General features: G+C 66.4%; 13 protein-coding genes and 1 tRNA gene. 6 read left to right on the forward strand and 8 right to left on the reverse strand.

What is annotated here, in order from left to right; all coding sequences use genetic code 11:
* Positions 1-87 precede the first annotated feature (87 nt).
* The 3 genes from ACFVYC_RS06500 to ACFVYC_RS06510 all read right to left on the reverse strand — a co-directional run bounded on the left by ACFVYC_RS06500 (position 88) and on the right by ACFVYC_RS06510 (position 3393).
* Positions 88-1092 (reverse strand): LacI family DNA-binding transcriptional regulator, encoded by a 1005-nt coding sequence (locus ACFVYC_RS06500; protein WP_387548116.1) that lies wholly within the window; start codon positions 1090-1092, stop codon positions 88-90.
* A 105-nt stretch (positions 1093-1197) separates the two neighbouring features.
* Entirely contained in the window at positions 1198-1788 is a 591-nt protein-coding gene (locus ACFVYC_RS06505) for an HhH-GPD-type base excision DNA repair protein (protein ID WP_387548118.1), read from the reverse strand.
* Between the two features lie 114 nt (positions 1789-1902).
* Positions 1903-3393 (reverse strand): alpha-N-arabinofuranosidase, encoded by a 1491-nt coding sequence (locus tag ACFVYC_RS06510; protein WP_387548559.1) that lies wholly within the window; start codon positions 3391-3393, stop codon positions 1903-1905.
* Between the two features lie 387 nt (positions 3394-3780).
* Here ACFVYC_RS06510 and ACFVYC_RS06515 point away from each other — a divergent pair, with 387 nt between their 5' ends.
* Entirely contained in the window at positions 3781-4806 is a 1026-nt protein-coding gene (locus ACFVYC_RS06515; protein ID WP_387548121.1) for an ANTAR domain-containing protein, read from the forward strand.
* A gap of 5 nt (positions 4807-4811) precedes the next feature.
* Here ACFVYC_RS06515 and araA read toward each other — a convergent pair whose 3' ends face one another.
* From araA to araB, 3 genes are read right to left on the reverse strand one after another with little or no spacing between them, the layout of a single operon-like run.
* Positions 4812-6332, reverse strand: a complete 1521-nt coding sequence (gene araA, locus ACFVYC_RS06520) for an L-arabinose isomerase (protein ID WP_387548123.1) — start codon at positions 6330-6332, stop codon at positions 4812-4814.
* 39 nt (positions 6333-6371) lie between these two features.
* On the reverse strand, positions 6372-7067 hold the full coding sequence (locus ACFVYC_RS06525) for an L-ribulose-5-phosphate 4-epimerase (protein ID WP_387548125.1): 696 nt from the start codon (positions 7065-7067) through the stop codon (positions 6372-6374).
* Positions 7064-8812: a ribulokinase gene (gene araB / locus ACFVYC_RS06530; RefSeq protein ID WP_387548128.1), complete on the reverse strand. Its 1749-nt coding sequence runs from the start codon at positions 8810-8812 to the stop codon at positions 7064-7066. Before araB ends, ACFVYC_RS06525 begins: the two co-directional genes overlap by 4 nt.
* A 164-nt stretch (positions 8813-8976) precedes the next feature.
* Here araB and ACFVYC_RS06535 point away from each other — a divergent pair, with 164 nt between their 5' ends.
* Positions 8977-9489, forward strand: a complete 513-nt coding sequence (locus ACFVYC_RS06535; protein ID WP_387548131.1) for a hypothetical protein — start codon at positions 8977-8979, stop codon at positions 9487-9489.
* 470 nt (positions 9490-9959) lie between these two features.
* Here ACFVYC_RS06535 and ACFVYC_RS06540 read toward each other — a convergent pair whose 3' ends face one another.
* Both ACFVYC_RS06540 and ACFVYC_RS06545 read right to left on the reverse strand, forming a co-directional pair.
* Positions 9960-10976, reverse strand: a complete 1017-nt coding sequence (locus ACFVYC_RS06540) for a LacI family DNA-binding transcriptional regulator (RefSeq protein WP_387548134.1) — start codon at positions 10974-10976, stop codon at positions 9960-9962.
* A gap of 89 nt (positions 10977-11065) precedes the next feature.
* Positions 11066-11138: transfer RNA gene (locus tag ACFVYC_RS06545), tRNA-Lys, on the reverse strand.
* A gap of 188 nt (positions 11139-11326) precedes the next feature.
* Here ACFVYC_RS06545 and ACFVYC_RS06550 point away from each other — a divergent pair.
* The 4 genes from ACFVYC_RS06550 (at position 11327) to ACFVYC_RS06565 (ending at position 14512) form a co-directional block, all read left to right on the forward strand.
* Positions 11327-11986, forward strand: coding sequence for a hypothetical protein (locus ACFVYC_RS06550; RefSeq protein WP_387548135.1), 660 nt, complete (start codon positions 11327-11329; stop codon positions 11984-11986).
* A gap of 310 nt (positions 11987-12296) precedes the next feature.
* Positions 12297-12914 (forward strand): nuclease PIN, encoded by a 618-nt coding sequence (locus tag ACFVYC_RS06555; RefSeq protein ID WP_387548138.1) that lies wholly within the window; start codon positions 12297-12299, stop codon positions 12912-12914.
* 1 nt (position 12915) lies between these two features.
* A complete protein-coding gene (locus ACFVYC_RS06560) occupies positions 12916-13929 on the forward strand; it encodes an anion permease (protein WP_387548141.1) in 1014 nt (337 codons plus the stop codon).
* Between the two features lie 220 nt (positions 13930-14149).
* Complete coding sequence (locus ACFVYC_RS06565; RefSeq protein ID WP_387548143.1) at positions 14150-14512, forward strand: hypothetical protein; 363 nt, start codon at positions 14150-14152, stop codon at positions 14510-14512.
* Positions 14513-14544 lie beyond the last annotated feature (32 nt).

The following is a 14544-nucleotide window of genomic DNA, read 5'->3' on the forward strand; positions in this document are numbered from 1 at the left end:
GGACACCTTTCCTCACGGGGCTCGTGCCGGAACCGTACCCTGGGGCAGGACGCACGAAACCCCGTGTCCCAAACCCGGCTCCCGAACCTAAGGCGCCGATTCGCGGATCTGCAGCTGGAACCCGGCCTCCACGTGGATACCGTGGCTGTCCTTTTCCTGCCCCTCGATCCGGTCGAGAAGCAGGGCGATGGAGCGCTCGGCGATTTCCTCCATGCCCGGTGAGACGGTGGTAAGGGACGGCGACGCAAACCGGGCTTCGTCAATGTCGTCGAAGCCCGCCACGGCCACCTCGTCCGGCACCCGGACGCCGCGGATCAGCAGTTCGTGCATGGCGCCCAGCGCAAGGACGTCATTCAGGCCGAAGACGGCGTCGAATTTAACGCCCTTCTCCAGGAGCCCGGCCACGGCGGCCGCGCCGTTGTCCCGGCGCCATTCGCACGGCGCCACCAGGGCCGGATCGAACGGGACGCCGGCCTGCTCCAGCGCTTTTCGGTAGCCGTTGAGGCGGAGGCCGGGGCTGCCGGTGGACTCCTCCGGGTGCGCGCCAACAACGGCAATCCGACGGCGTCCGGAACCCAGCAGATGGGTTGCCAGGGCGGCGGCAGCTTCCTCGTTCTTCATGGTGACGAGGTCGAACCTGGGATCGAGGACGTGTTCGCCCAGCATTACCAAGGGTTTTCTGCCCAGGCGGGCTGCGATGGCCTCGGCGTCGATCACCAGCGGAGTGAACAGCAGGCCGTCGGTCAGCTGCCGGAACGGACCTTGCAGCGCGTTCAGCTCCGCGTCCGCCACGGCGTCCGACTGTTCCACCAGGACCCGGTAACCCCGCTGGGCGGCGGCCTTCATCAGCCTGGAGGCCAGCTCCGCGTAGTACGGCGCCGAGAGGTCGGACAGGACCAGGCCCAGCATGCGGGTCTTGCCGGAGCGGAGGCTGCGGGCCGTCAGGTTGGCTTCGTACCCGAGTTCGGCGATGGCGTCCTGGACCCGCTGCTTGGTGGCGGGCCGGATGAACTCGTAGTCGTTCAGGACGTTGGACACCGTCTTTAGCGAGACGCCCGCCGCCCTCGCTACATCGTTCATGGTGACCGCCATCGTGGCTCCTTCTTGTGGTTCCGCCTGTTCCCCGCATACATCGTTGCAGAAGAAGCCGTCCCTGCGGGAACGGCCCTGAGGAAAGGGGGCCGGAACGGGCCCTGGTCAGTCCTTGGCTTTTGCTGCCTTCGCCGCGGCCTTGGCAGCCTGCTTGCTGGCGCGCACTTTGGTGAGGGACCCCGGATCGACGATATCCGCCACCGAAAGGTAGGCCCCTTCCTCGCCATAATGGCCAGCCGCTTCACGCCAGCCCTGCGCCTGGAGTCCGCACTGCTTGCCCAGCAGGGCCAGGAAGATTTTGGCCTTCTGCTCGCCGAAGCCGGGCAACGCCTTGAGCCGGCGCAGCACCTCGCTGCCGTCAGGCCCGCCCCTGGTCCAGATCGCGGTGGCATCGCCGTCCCACTCGCTCTGCACTGTTTCGGCGAGCGCCTGCACGCGTGCCGCCATGGATCCCGGGAAGCGGTGGACTGCCGGCCGTTCCTTGAACATCTCGACGAAGGCCTGCGGTTCCTGGGAGGCGATGGCCTCGGGCTTTATGGACCCGATCCTGGTCTTGATTTTTTCCGGCCCGGCAAACGCCGATTCCATGGTCACCTGCTGGTCCAGCAGCATGCCCGTCAGCAATGCGAAAGCGTCCTCGCTCAACAACTTGTCCGCGGCGGGATCCCCCGTGATGTGCAGTTCCATGCCGTCCATCCTGCCACCCGGGGGCCGCCGCCGTCATGCCGCTCCCTCCCCTGGAGTTTTGGACAGCTGTCGGGACTTGAGGCCCCTTGAGGTCCCGGTAACTGCCCACAAACTCCTTGGGGATTAGTTGCCTGCCGCCAGCCGGATCATGGTCCAGGACACTGCCGGCAGCTCGGCGGTGAGGCGGCCGCCGTCGGACTTCACGGAAAGGTTCTCCGCCGGCAGGACGGAGGTGGAATCATCAGCGGTTGCCTGCCAGTACGGATCCTTGTTGGCGTACGTGAGCGCCTCCACCACGCGGACGTCACCCAAGCCGGACACCACCGCTTCCAGGCCCAGCGCGTCGGTAGCCGAGCGGTTGACGGCGAACACCACAGCCTCGCCTTTGTCTACATCAAAGGTTGCGACGGCGGACACTGCGGCAAATTCGGCCGTCTTGCCTCCGCTGACCAGCGGGGATTCGACGGCGAGCTGCAGCACTGTGCCGGACGCGTGCCGTGAGGTGAGCGCGAACGGATGGAAGGTGGTCTGCTTCCACGCGCGGCCGCCGGGCTCGGTCATGATGGGGGCGATCACGTTGACCAGCTGCGCCAGGCTGGCGGAGTGGACACGGTCCGTGTTCTTGAGCAGGGTGACCAGGAGATCCCCAACGACGACGGCGTCCGCCACCGTGTAGGTGTCCTCCAGCAGGACGGGGGCTACCGGCCAGTCCTTGCCGGTGGGTGCCCGGGACTCATCGCGGCTCATGTGCCACACGTTCCACTCGTCGAAGGAGATGTTCACCTGCCTGGTTGATTTCTTCACCGACTTCACGTGGTCGATGTGGCTCACGATGTCGTGGATGAAGGCGTCCATCCGGTGGCCGGCGGAGAGGTGTTCCTGCAGGTCACCGAAGTCCTCAAAGTACTGGTGAGCGGAGATGAGGTCTACCAGCTCGTAGGTTTCGGAGAGGACCACGCGCTCCCACTCGCCGAAAGTGTTCATGGTGGGGGCGGAACTGCCGCAGGCCACCAGCTCCAGGTCGGGTTCGATCATGCGCATGCCCCGGGCGGTATCGGCGGCCAGCCGGCCGTACTCAAGGGCATTCTTGTGCCCAATCTGCCACGGCCCGTCCATCTCGTTGCCCAGGCACCACATCTTGATGCCGTAGCCGGCTTCCGCGCCATTGGCGCGGCGCTGGTCGGAAAAGGCCGTGCCGCCGTCGATGTTGCAGTATTCCAGCAGGTCCAGGGCTTCCTGCGTTCCGCGGGTGCCGAGGTTCACGGCCATCATGGTTTCTACACCGGCCTTGGCGGACCACTTGGCAAACTCGTCGACGCCTACCAGGTTGGGGTCGGTGGAGTGCCAGGCGAGGTCGAGGCGGACAGGCCGCTTGCCTGCGGGGCCAACGCCGTCCTCCCAGCGGTACCCGGATACGAAGTTGCCGCCCGGGTAGCGGACCGTGGACACCCCGAGCTCACGGGTCAGCTCCAGCACGTCCTTCCGGAAACCATCCTCATCCGCCTGCGGATGGTCCGGTTCGAAGATTCCGGTGTATACGCAGCGTCCCAGGTGCTCCACAAAGGCGCCGAACGTGCGGCGGCGGACGGGGCCCACTGAAAAGGCGGGGTCCATGGTGATTTTTGCTGCGGCTGGTCCTGCGGCGCTGGCCCCGCTGCTGCCGGCCGGTTCTGTTGTTGCCACGAAAACGTCCTCGTTCCTGGTTATTCATTTATCTTTACAACGTTATAGAAATATTGTTGGGGCTACCGGGTCCAGCGTCAAGCCCGGCGGCCTGTCCGGCGCCCTGAGCGCGCACCAAGCGGTTCCCGGTACCCCGCGCCACCCACCTGCACAGACGCCGAAAGCAGGTAGTGCAGTCCAAAAACCAAGTAGTACCTAATTCCAAAAACGAGTACCGGTTACGCATTCTCCCCGGACGGCCGCGGAACTAGGTTTTTCACAGAGACATGAACGCGTTCTGGCTCGCGGTACTTGACTCACGAGGGGGTGTGAGACGTAATGCATGCACGATACGCAAGCTCCGGTTTCCCGGTCCGACGGACCCGGGCACTAGACGGGGCCGGCGACGAGGAGGCCTTTGAGACCAAGGCCTCTCCCCCAGCCGTCGCCGGCCCTCTCACTTCCCCGCAGGGCAGCAACCACCACCGGCAGGTTGCTGCCGCGCCCGGAAACGGCGCACGCGGAACCTCCAGCTCCGGGCGCGCCACAGCAGCACAGCCCCTCCAGCCCAGGACGCCGTCCCCCGCAGCGGCGAAAGCCTCCGCACCAGGGAAGCCTGACGGAATCCTGCTGGACCTGATGACCGGCACGGAGACGCTGCAGGATTCACTCGAACTGCTCGCCGCCGCGTCCGCACGGGCCGTGGTCCGCACGGCAGGGCTTGTGATTGAGTGCGGCGTGGTGGTGCACCAGACGAAGAGGACGCCGGCCATCACCGGAACCTCGCCGGAAGTCATCCGCCTGCTTGAATGGGAGCAGGAAACAGGCGAAGGGCCAGTCAGTGAGGTCCTGTCCGGGGGGCATCCCGTGGCAGTGCTGCAACGAAGCGGGGACTTCCGCTGGCCGCGGTATTGCGGCCAGCTGCAGTTGGCTAACCTGGGCAGCGTCCTGGGGGTCCGGCTCCGCGTGGACCAGGACGCCGGGGATGTGCGGGACGATGGCACTCCGGTCCGCCAGACCAGCGCGGCCATGGCGTTTTTCGCCCAGGACGCCAAGGCGTTCCCCTTGCAGGTGATCTCCGAGGCGCGGGCCTTCGCCGGCCTTGCCTCCAAGAGCCTGCAGATGGCCCTTGACCTGCACAACGCGAGGTCCACCGCCTCGGACCTGCGCCTTGCATTGGACAGCCGAACGTCCATCAACGTTGCCTGCGGGGTGATCATGGCCCAGAACAGGTGTTCCTACCACGAGGCTTTCTCGATCCTGGCCAAGGCCTCAAGCCACCGGAATATCAAGGTCCGCAGGGTGGCGGAGGACATCCTCGAACGGTTGCCCGAAGGCCCGCCGCGAGCGCACTTCGGCCACTAGGCAACCTAGATTCCGCCGGCAAGTTTGTAGTAGGCGGCGTTCCAGTTCAGGTCCTTTTTGAACTGCCGGATGGTGGTTCCTTCGTCGATGGTGAGCAGCTCGGTTTTGGCGATCTCGGCAAAGTCCTCAAACACGTCCATTCCCACTTGGGTGGAAAGCACTGTGTGGTGGGCCGCGCCGGCGGTGAGCCAGGCGGCGGCGGAGGTGGCAAAGTCGGGTTTCGGCTGCCACAGGGCGCGGGCCACGGGCAGGTTCGGCAGCGGCTGGTCCAGCGGGACGACGTTGACGGCGTTGGCCACCAGGCGGAACCTGTCCCGCATGTCCGAGAGGGCCACCACCACACCCGGGGAGGCATCGGCGTCGAAAACCAGGCGTACCGGGTCTTCCTTGCCGCCGATGCCCAGCGGATGGATTTCAAGGCGGGGCTTGCCGGCGGTCAGGGACGGGCAGACCTCGAGCATGTGCGCTCCGAGGATCTTCTCGGAGCCGGGCTCCAGGTGGTAGGTGTAGTCCTCCATCAGCGACGCGCCGCCGGGCAGTCCGGCGCCCATGACTTTGGCGGCGCGGACCAGGATGGCGGTTTTCCAGTCGCCCTCGGCGCCGAAGCCGTAGCCCGCGGCCATCAACCGTTGCACGGCCAGGCCGGGGAGCTGGCGGAGCGCGCCCAGGTCCTCGAAGGAGGTGGTGAAGGCGGCAGACCCGTTGGCTTCCAGGAAGCTGCGCAGGCCCAGTTCGATCCTGGCGCCGTACCGCAGCGATTCCTGCCGGGCCGCGCCTGCGCGGAGCTCCGGCACCACGTCGTAAAGGTCCTCGTACTCGGCAACCAGGGCATCGACGTCGGGCTCTGCGGCGCCGTGCACGGCATCGGCGAGCTCGTTCACGGACCAGGTGTTCACTGCGACGCCGAAGCGGAGCTCCGCCTCGGTTTTGTCGCCTTCGGTGACGGCGACGTTGCGCATGTTGTCGCCGAAGCGGGTCAGCTTCAGGGTCCGCACCGCGGCCCAGCCGGCGGCGGCGCGCTGCCAGGACCCCACCTGGTTGGCGACCTCGGGGTTGGAGACGTGCCCCACCACGGTTTTGCGGGCGATGCCCAGGCGGGACTGGATATAGCCGAACTCACGATCGCCGTGCGCGGCCTGGTTGAGGTTCATGAAGTCGAAGTCGATGTCCGCCCAGGGCAGGTCCCGGTTGGCCTGGGTGTGCAGGTGCAGCAGCGGCTTGCGGAGCAGGTCCAGGCCCTGGATCCACATCTTGGCTGGCGAGAACGTATGCATCCAGGCCGTAACACCGATAACGGCGTCGTCCGAGTTGGCCTCCAGTGCCGTGCGGCGGATGGCATCCGAGTCGGTCAGGACCGGCTTCCACACAATCCGCACCGGCACCGAGGACGCAGCGTTGAGCTGGGTGGCGATCTCCTGCGACTGGGCGGCCACCTGCTTGAGGACGTCTTCACCGTAGAGGTGCTGGCTGCCCGTGAGGAACCAGACCTCGTAACCGTCAAGGGAAGTGTTTGCTGCGGTACTCATGGGTCTCCTTGGAATAAGTCTTGGGGTCCGGCGGCGGGACTACTGGCCGTAAACGTTCTGGTAGCGGGCGTAGAGGGAATCGACGTGCCCCTGGTCGATGGGAACGGGCTCCCCGAGTTGCCGCGCGATGTGGACTGTCCGGGCCACTTCCTCGCACATCACGGCAGCCTTTACCGCGGATTTGGCGTCCTTGCCGATGGTGAACGGGCCGTGGTTCTGCATCAGAACTGCCGGCGAGTTTGAGTTTTTCAGCGTCTCCACAATGCCGTGGCCGATCGAATCATCGCCGATCAGCGCGAACGGCCCCACCGGGATGGGCCCGCCGAATTCGTCGCTCATCATGGTTAGCACGCACGGGATTGCTTCCCCGCGCGCCGCCCAGGCGGTGGCGTAGGTGGAGTGTGTGTGCACCACCCCGCCCACCTCGGGCATGTGCCGGTAGACGTACGCGTGCGCTGCGGTGTCCGACGACGGCGACAACGCCGGGTTGCCCCACTCACCTGCCGCATCGCCGGCCACCGGCACCCCGTAGAGATCCGTGACCACCATCTGTTCCGGTGTCAAGTCCTGGTACGAGACGCCGGAAGGCTTGATCACCATCAGTTCGTGGCCGGGGACACGGGCGGAAACGTTGCCTGCCGTCCACACCACCAGTTCGTACCGGGTGAGTTCGGCATGGAGGGCGCAGACGTCCTTGCGGACCCGGGCAATAGCGTCAAGGATTCCGGCGCTCATGCCGACACCTCCACCGCGGCCGCGGAAGTGCCGGCCCCGGTCGCGGAGAGTGAGCCGGCGGCCCGCCGCTGGATGGCCTTGAGCCGGTGCATCACGTCGTTGCTGCCGCGGCCGAAGTAGTCGTGCAGGGCCTTGTACTCCTGGAACAGTTCCTCGTACGCGGCCACGTTCTCCGGAATGGGGGTGTAGACCTCGCCGGGCTCGGAACCCATGGCGGCCGCGGCGTCACGGATGGTGGCGTACTTTCCGGCTGCCACGGCGGCGTGGATGGCGGACCCGAGGGCCGGACCCTGCGAGGAGCCGATCGTGGAGAGCTGCAGGTTGGTGGCGTCTGCGTAGATCTGCATGAGGAGCGGGTTCTTGAGCAGTCCGCCGGCCACGATGAACTCCTTCACCGGAACGCCGGAGTTGCGGAATGCGTCCACAATGGTCCGGGTTCCGAAAGCGGTGGCTTCCAGCAGCGCACGGTAGGTATCTTCGGGGCGCGTGGCCAGGGTCTGGCCCACCACAAGGCCGGAGAGCTCATGGTCCACCAGCACCGAACGGTTGCCCGAGTGCCAGTCCAGGGCTATCAGGCCGTGCCCGCCGATGGCCTGCCGGGAGGCCAGTTCTGTCAGGTATTCGTGGATGCCCAGTCCGGCCGCTTCGGCTGCCTGGTGGTATGCCGGCGGCACGCCGTACGTGGTGAACCACGCGAAAATGTCGCCCACCCCGGACTGGCCGGCTTCGTAGCCCCAGAGTCCGTCCACGATGCCGCCGTCCACCACCCCGCACATGCCGGGCACTTCCCGGAGTTCGGTGCCGTTCATCACGTGGCAGGTGGAGGTGCCCATGATGGCTACCAGCTGGCCGGGGTCCACTGCCCTCGCAGCAGGCGCTGTCACATGGGCGTCCACGTTGCCCACCGCAACCGCGATCCCCTCGGGCAGGCCAGTCCAGGCAGCAGCCTCAGCCGTGAGGTATCCGGCGGCCTCTCCGAGGCGCCCGATGGTGTGCTCGAGCTTGGCACTGACGAAGTCCTTGAACTGCGGGTTCAGGGCGGCCAGGAAGTCCTCTGACGGGTAGCGCCCGTCCTGGTAGATGCCCTTGTACCCGGCGGTGCAGGCATTGCGGACGTATCGGCCGCACAGCTGCCAGACGATCCAGTCGGCAGCTTCAACCCAGTGGTCCATCTCCGCGTAAGCCTCGGGGTCCTCCTCCAGGAGCTGAAGGCCCTTGGCGAACTCCCATTCCGAGGAAATCAACCCGCCGTATCGCGGCAGCCACTCCTCGCCCCGCTCGGCCGCCAACTGGTTGATCCGGTCGGCCTGGCCCTGCGCTGCATGGTGGCGCCACAGCTTCACATAGGCATGGGGCCGGTTCGCGTACCCCGGCAGCTCGTTCAGCGGGGTGCCGTCCGCCTTGGCCGGCACCATGGTGCAGGCGGTAAAGTCCGTGGCAATTCCGACGACGGCAGCCGGCTCAATTCCCGCGTCGGCGACGGCAGCCGGAACTGCAGTCCGCAGGACGTCGCGGTAGTCATTGGGCACCTGAAGCGCCCATTCGCCGGGAAGCCGGGCACCTGGTTCGCCGGAAGCGTCCAACAGGTCGCTGGGAAGGGCCCCCGTCACCACTGCGTGCGGGTACTCATACACGCCACTGCCGAACTCCTTGCCGTCCCGGACGCGGACCACCACTGCCCGGCCGGAAAGCGTCCCGTAGTCCACACCGATGACGTAGCTGTCCGTGTCCACTCTGACATCCATAAAGAAGTTCCTCCGATAGCTGCCGCAGCTTCGCGGCCCTTCGATTGTGAGCGCTAACAAGACGAATGTCAATGCAGGGGTAAGTGCTTTTTGGGCCTGGAACATGCAGCTCGCGCCGGGAAAGTGTGGGACGCCGCCCAAAGGGGTAAAGATGTAAGGACAGGATGAAGTCCAGCACAACCGGAAGGAGCTCCGTGGACGGGGATGCGAAACCACACGCCCGCGCCGGCGGTCTCGCGTGGTTGGCCGGTCCGCTTTCCACCGGCCTCGGGCTGGCTGCCCACCTGGCCGCCGGAGGCCCCGCGCCCAGCCTTATGATCCTTGGGGCGCTGGCCGCACTGTTCGGCATGGCGGCGGCGATACTGGGTCGCTTTCCGTTGCCGGGCTGGGTGGTACTGCTTTTGTGCGGGGTGGCCCAGCAGCTGCTCCATCTGGGGTTCGCGGTTTTTGCCGGCGGCTCCGGAAGCGGGCTCTCAGGGCACGGGCACGGCGGAGTCAGCCAGGAACCATCGCAGGCAGGCGAGATGGCCGCGCCCGCAGGCTACTCGCTGCACCTGATGCTTTACGTGCACATGGCCGCGGCCCTCGCGACGAATGCCGTCATCAGCTACTGGCCCCGGCCTGCCGGCTGGGCCGGCCGCGTCAGGTCGGGCCGAAGTAAGATCGCCGCCCGTTAGCCCGCAGCCGTCGTCGCTAGGCTTCGTACCCAATGAGCCAGTGAAGCCCGTGGCGGTCAACCACCTGGCCATCGGAAGCGCCCCAGGGCTTTGGGCAAAGGGGTTCCACCACCTTCCCCGCGCAGCCGCTGGTCAAACCAGCTGTGAAGAACATCAGGTGCAGCCGTTCCAAGCAAGGAAAGCATGACTCCTTCGAACCGGACGGTCCTCTCGCCCGCCGCCGCATCCCATCCCACACTTGCCATGGCGCCCGTGAGCACCCCGCGGGCAATGGCGCCCGGCGGACCGTTGCTGCGGCCGAAAATCCGCATAGGTGTGCAGGGACAGCTCCCCGCCGAAAACCTCCGCGTAGAAACGAGGTGCCTCACGGGCCGTGCCTGGAAAATTCATGAATCTGTGGCGCCGTCTTCCGGCCAGCATACACACCGTGCCTGCGGCGCGGACCCATTGCGGAGCCGTTATCCGGTCAGTCAGCCTGGCAGCACCGCCACACTCTCCCGGCGAACCAACTCCGGGGTGACTACCGTTGAACTGACGGCGGCACCCGCCTCAATCTCCTTCAGCATGGTGTCCATGCAGCGCCTCCCGAGCTCTTCGAAGTCCTGCCGGACGGTGGTGAGCGGCGGGGTGAAGTAGCCGGACTCCGGCTGGTCGTCGAACCCCACCACGGAGACGTCGTCGGGCACGCGGACCCCCGCCTCGTTGAAGGCGCGCAGCACCCCGAGGGCCATCTGGTCATTTCCCACAAACACGGCAGTCGCGGTGCGTTCTGCTGCCAGCTGCCGCCCGATCGCGTAGCCGCTGCCCGCGCTCCAGTCACCTTCCAGCAGCAGGTCGTCCCGAAGCCCTGCGTGCTGCAGGGCGGCGCGCCAGCCCTCGGTGCGCAGGGCGCCGTCGATCCAGTCCGCCGGCCCGGCCACGTGTCCGATCCGGCTGTGCCCCAGCTCGATGAGATGCCCGACGGCGATCTCCGCCCCGCGCTTCTGGTCCACCATCGCCCCGCTCACGGCCGGGCTTCCCGCCGAGCCGACCGCCACCACGGGCACGCCGGCATTAAACTCTTCCAGGATCCGCAGGGTTTGTGTATGCGGCACCAGGACAGCTATCCCGTCCACCGCCTGGTCCCGGAAGTGCCGCAGTGCATCGACGATGGCGTCCCGGCCCACGGATCGCAGCGCGGCGATGCTGACGAAGTAGCCGGCATCCCGTGCCGCCTGCTCCACTCCCAACAGGGTGTTGGCCGGGCCATACTGGGACAGCTCGCTGCCGAGCACACCAATGGTCTGCGAGCGCCGGGTCACCAGGCTCCGGGCTGCGGTGTTGCGCCGGTAGCCGAGCTCTGCGATGGCCGCCCCGACCTTTTCGCGGGTTGCCTTGCTGACGTTCGGGTGGCCGTTGACCACCCTGGAAACTGTCTGGTGGGAGACACCGGCGAGTTCGGCCACGTCCTCGAGGCGTGGCAGCCGCCCGGCGCTGCTTTTTGTCATCTCCCCATTGTGCCGGGTGCCGCCAACAAGAAATCCCCCGGCGGCCTCGGGGAGGCTGCCGGGGGATTTCCCGCTCTTCGCTAAAAGAGTGGGCCCTGTGGGGCTCGAACCCACGACCCACGGATTAAAAGTCCGATGCTCTACCAACTGAGCTAAAGGCCCCAGCCGGGCTGCTTCGGCACGTCGTGCCGGCCGACCCGGCCCATCCATTTCTGGACGTTAATACTCTAACCCATGGTTCAGGCACCATTCGCACGCAGGTCCGGCCCGCGGCCGATCCTGGCGCTGGCGTCCATCGGCTATGTCCGGATGCTCGATTTCCCGCATGGCACAGGAGTAGCGTGGGTGGCATGAGCGAGCAAACAGGTTCCAGTCATTACGGCGGCGCCAACCGGCACCACAAGCCGAAGCCTTTCGCGCCCGTCGACTTCGAACCCTTCGCCGGCGGCGCCGACCCCGCCCGCGTATCCGAAGCCGCCCACCTCGCTGCACAGGCGCTGGTCCGCCACGGCCGGGACAGCGACGATCCCGTAGTGACCGAGCGGCTGGTCAAACTTGCGGACGAGCAGGGCCTGGAGGCCATTGCGGAAATGTGGGCCGAAAGCCCGGCCCGTTCGCTGCCCGGCGCGCTGTGGCGGTTGTACGCCCTGCGCGCGGCCACGGTTCAGGACCCGGAGCGCATTTCGGTGTACTTCCGCGCGGGCAAGGACACCGCCCAGGTCTCCAACGTGGTGGCGGGCGCGGCCGAGCCGCCCGGTGCGGACGAAATGAAGGCGATGGCTGACGCCATCCTTTCCGGCGCGTTCGACGGCGAGTTCGACGTCGCGCTGGAACGGTCCGCCGCGTTCTGCCGCGTGGTGGCACTCGGCCAGGCCACCCTCGCCGACGGTGCCGAGCACGGGAACGAGGCGCACGCGAGCAAACTCACCCGCAACTCCCACCAGCTGGTGAAGACCGCCGAGGACCTCGAGCACGCCGCCAATGCTTGGCGCCTCGGTGAGCTGGACTAAGCCGCCGCACTGGCCCAAGAGCCCGGATCTGTCAATGTTGACTTGGGCCAATCAACGTAGAACACTGAAACTGGTGCCGAGCCGCGAAACCCCCGGGCTTCAACATTCAGCCGCCTAGAGCGGCCTACCGCCGAGAGGCGTATCCGGTTCGGCACCATTTTTCTGCCCAATTATCGATTGCCTGTTTTCCTGCCGGCCCATTTCAGGGGTGCAGTAACGGGCCGGTAGAGTTAGCGTCAGTTGCGCGCCGGCGTCAAGTCACACGGCAGACAACATTTGCCCTGTACTTATCCCGGAGACCGGTAACTACGTGAAGCTGCGCCTTTTTCCCCAGGAGCCCGCCGGGCTGAACCTCCTAACGCAGATGGCGCAGCAGATCGTGCTGGCCAGTGCCACCCTGGCCGAAATCCTCGGCGTCCCAGCCGATGAGCACGGCAAGCTCGTGGAAGACATGCACAACCACGAGGCCAAATCCGCCGAGCTGCATTTCGCCCTCCTGACGCACATGCGCACCAGCTTCGTAAACCCGCTCCCCCGCGAAGACATGTATGCCCTGTCCCGCTTCCTCAACGAAGCCATCGAAGGGCTGGACGCCGCCGCGGAACTGGTGGCGCTGTACCGGCTCGATCGGCTGCCCAAGCGCGCCGCGGACCAGCTGGAAATCATCAGCCGGCAGGCCGAGCTCACCGTGGACGCCATGCGCCGGCTGGACAACCTGGACGACCTGGAAGATTACTGGATCGAAATCCTTCGCCTTGCCAAGCGTGCTGAACGGACGCACCGGGTGTGGGTGGCGGACATGATCAGGGACATGAAGTGGGCCCAGTACTCACGGAACCGTGATGTCGCCAACCAGTTGGTGGACGTCACCAAGGACATGCGGCGCATCGCCACCCAGGTAGGCAGCATCATCGTCAAGGAATCCTGAGGTGACAGCAGTCGTCTTCGGCGTGGTGGTCCTGCTGGCAGCCGTGTTCGCGTTCGTCAACGGCTTCCGCGACGTGTCCACCTCGGTGGCCCTTGCCGTCCGGACCCGGGCCCTTACGCCCAGCGTGGCCGTCCTGCTGGCCGCCTTCTTCAACTTCATTGGCGCACTGTTGAGCGCGCTCCTGGCCGTGGCCGTCAGCCAGACCTGGGTCCACCTGCCCGAAGGGACGGACGGCCTCAGCATCCTGCTCGCCGGCCTGGGCAGTGCCATCGCGTGGGGCATCCTGCTGTGGTGGCGGGGCATTCCGGCATCTTCCACGCACGCCTTGGTGGGCGGCTTTGCCGGGGCCGGGCTCGCCAGCCTCGCGGTGGGCGGAACGGGCGTGGGCGGCGTGGACCACTCACTGTTGTTCCAGGTGGTCCTGCCGCTGGTGCTGTCTCCGCTGGTGGCCTACAGCGGAGCCTTCCTGCTGGTTTATCCGGCCACCTGGGCGGCCAGGTACACGCAGCCCAACGTGGTCAACCAGCGGTTCCGCCGGAGCCAGTCCATAGCTGCCGGGGCGGTGGCCTTTGGCCACGGCCTGCAGGATGGGCAGCGGATCAGCGCCGTGCTGATCCTCGCCATGCTCGCGGCGGGCTATTCCGACGGCGGCACTATTCCTGTGTGGGTGGCGCTGCTGACGGCGGCGATGATCACTGCCGGCACGTTGTACGGGGGCTGGCGGATCTCGCACACCATAGGCCACAAAATCACCAAGGTTGATCCGCTGCGAGGCTCTGTGGCCCAAATCCTCAGTGCCCTCATGCTGTTTGTGGGTGCCATTGGCCTGCAGTGGCCGCTCTCCACCACGCACACCGTCACCTCGGCGGTGCTGGGCGCGGGCGAGAACCAGAACTTTTCGGTGACCAACCGGAAACTGGTGATCCGCATCGTGGCACTGTGGATCCTGACGCCGGCCGCAACGGCTGCCCTCGCCTTTGTGCTGGCCCTCGCACTGTCCCCGCTCGGCCGTTGAGGGGCCGGGAGTCCGTGCTGCCCTGTACAGGCCGACCCGTGTGACGTAGATTCACAAGTATGCCCCCAAGCGCTGCTGCCGGGGGCTGACATCCGCCGCCGGGTGCAGGGCCGCGGACTTACGCCGCTGCAGAATATCGGCGGCCCGGATGCACATGTGGAAAAGAGCAGGCATTTTGTCCAACTCGAATCCCCGGCACTCCCTGCCCCAGCCACGGCATATGGAATGCGAAATCTGTGGAACGGAACATCACCTGACCATCCACGCCGTCACGGCAATGGGCGCGGCCAACGGGGACCTGGTCACGGTTTCCTACACCTGCCATGACTGCCGCCGGTTCCATGAACACCTTGCGTACGCGGCGGAGGTGGCCGCGGCCCTGCGCCAGGTGCGCTCGATGGCCAAGGTCATCATGTTCGGTGATGAGTACGTCCACTGCGGCTTCCCCATGGAGGAAGCCGAGTTTGAGATTGAACGCCTTTGCTACCGCACCAGCACCGGCAGTGGCGGACTCAGCGCGGTCTCACTTCCCACCAGGGTCCTGCGCTGCCGGTGCGGCTTCCAGCTGGAAGTGCCCGAGTAGGCGAACGACGGCCCATTGGTTCAGCTGGCTGT

It is taken from the genome of Pseudarthrobacter sp. NPDC058329, assembly GCF_042879835.1.
Lineage (GTDB): Bacteria > Actinomycetota > Actinomycetes > Actinomycetales > Micrococcaceae > Arthrobacter.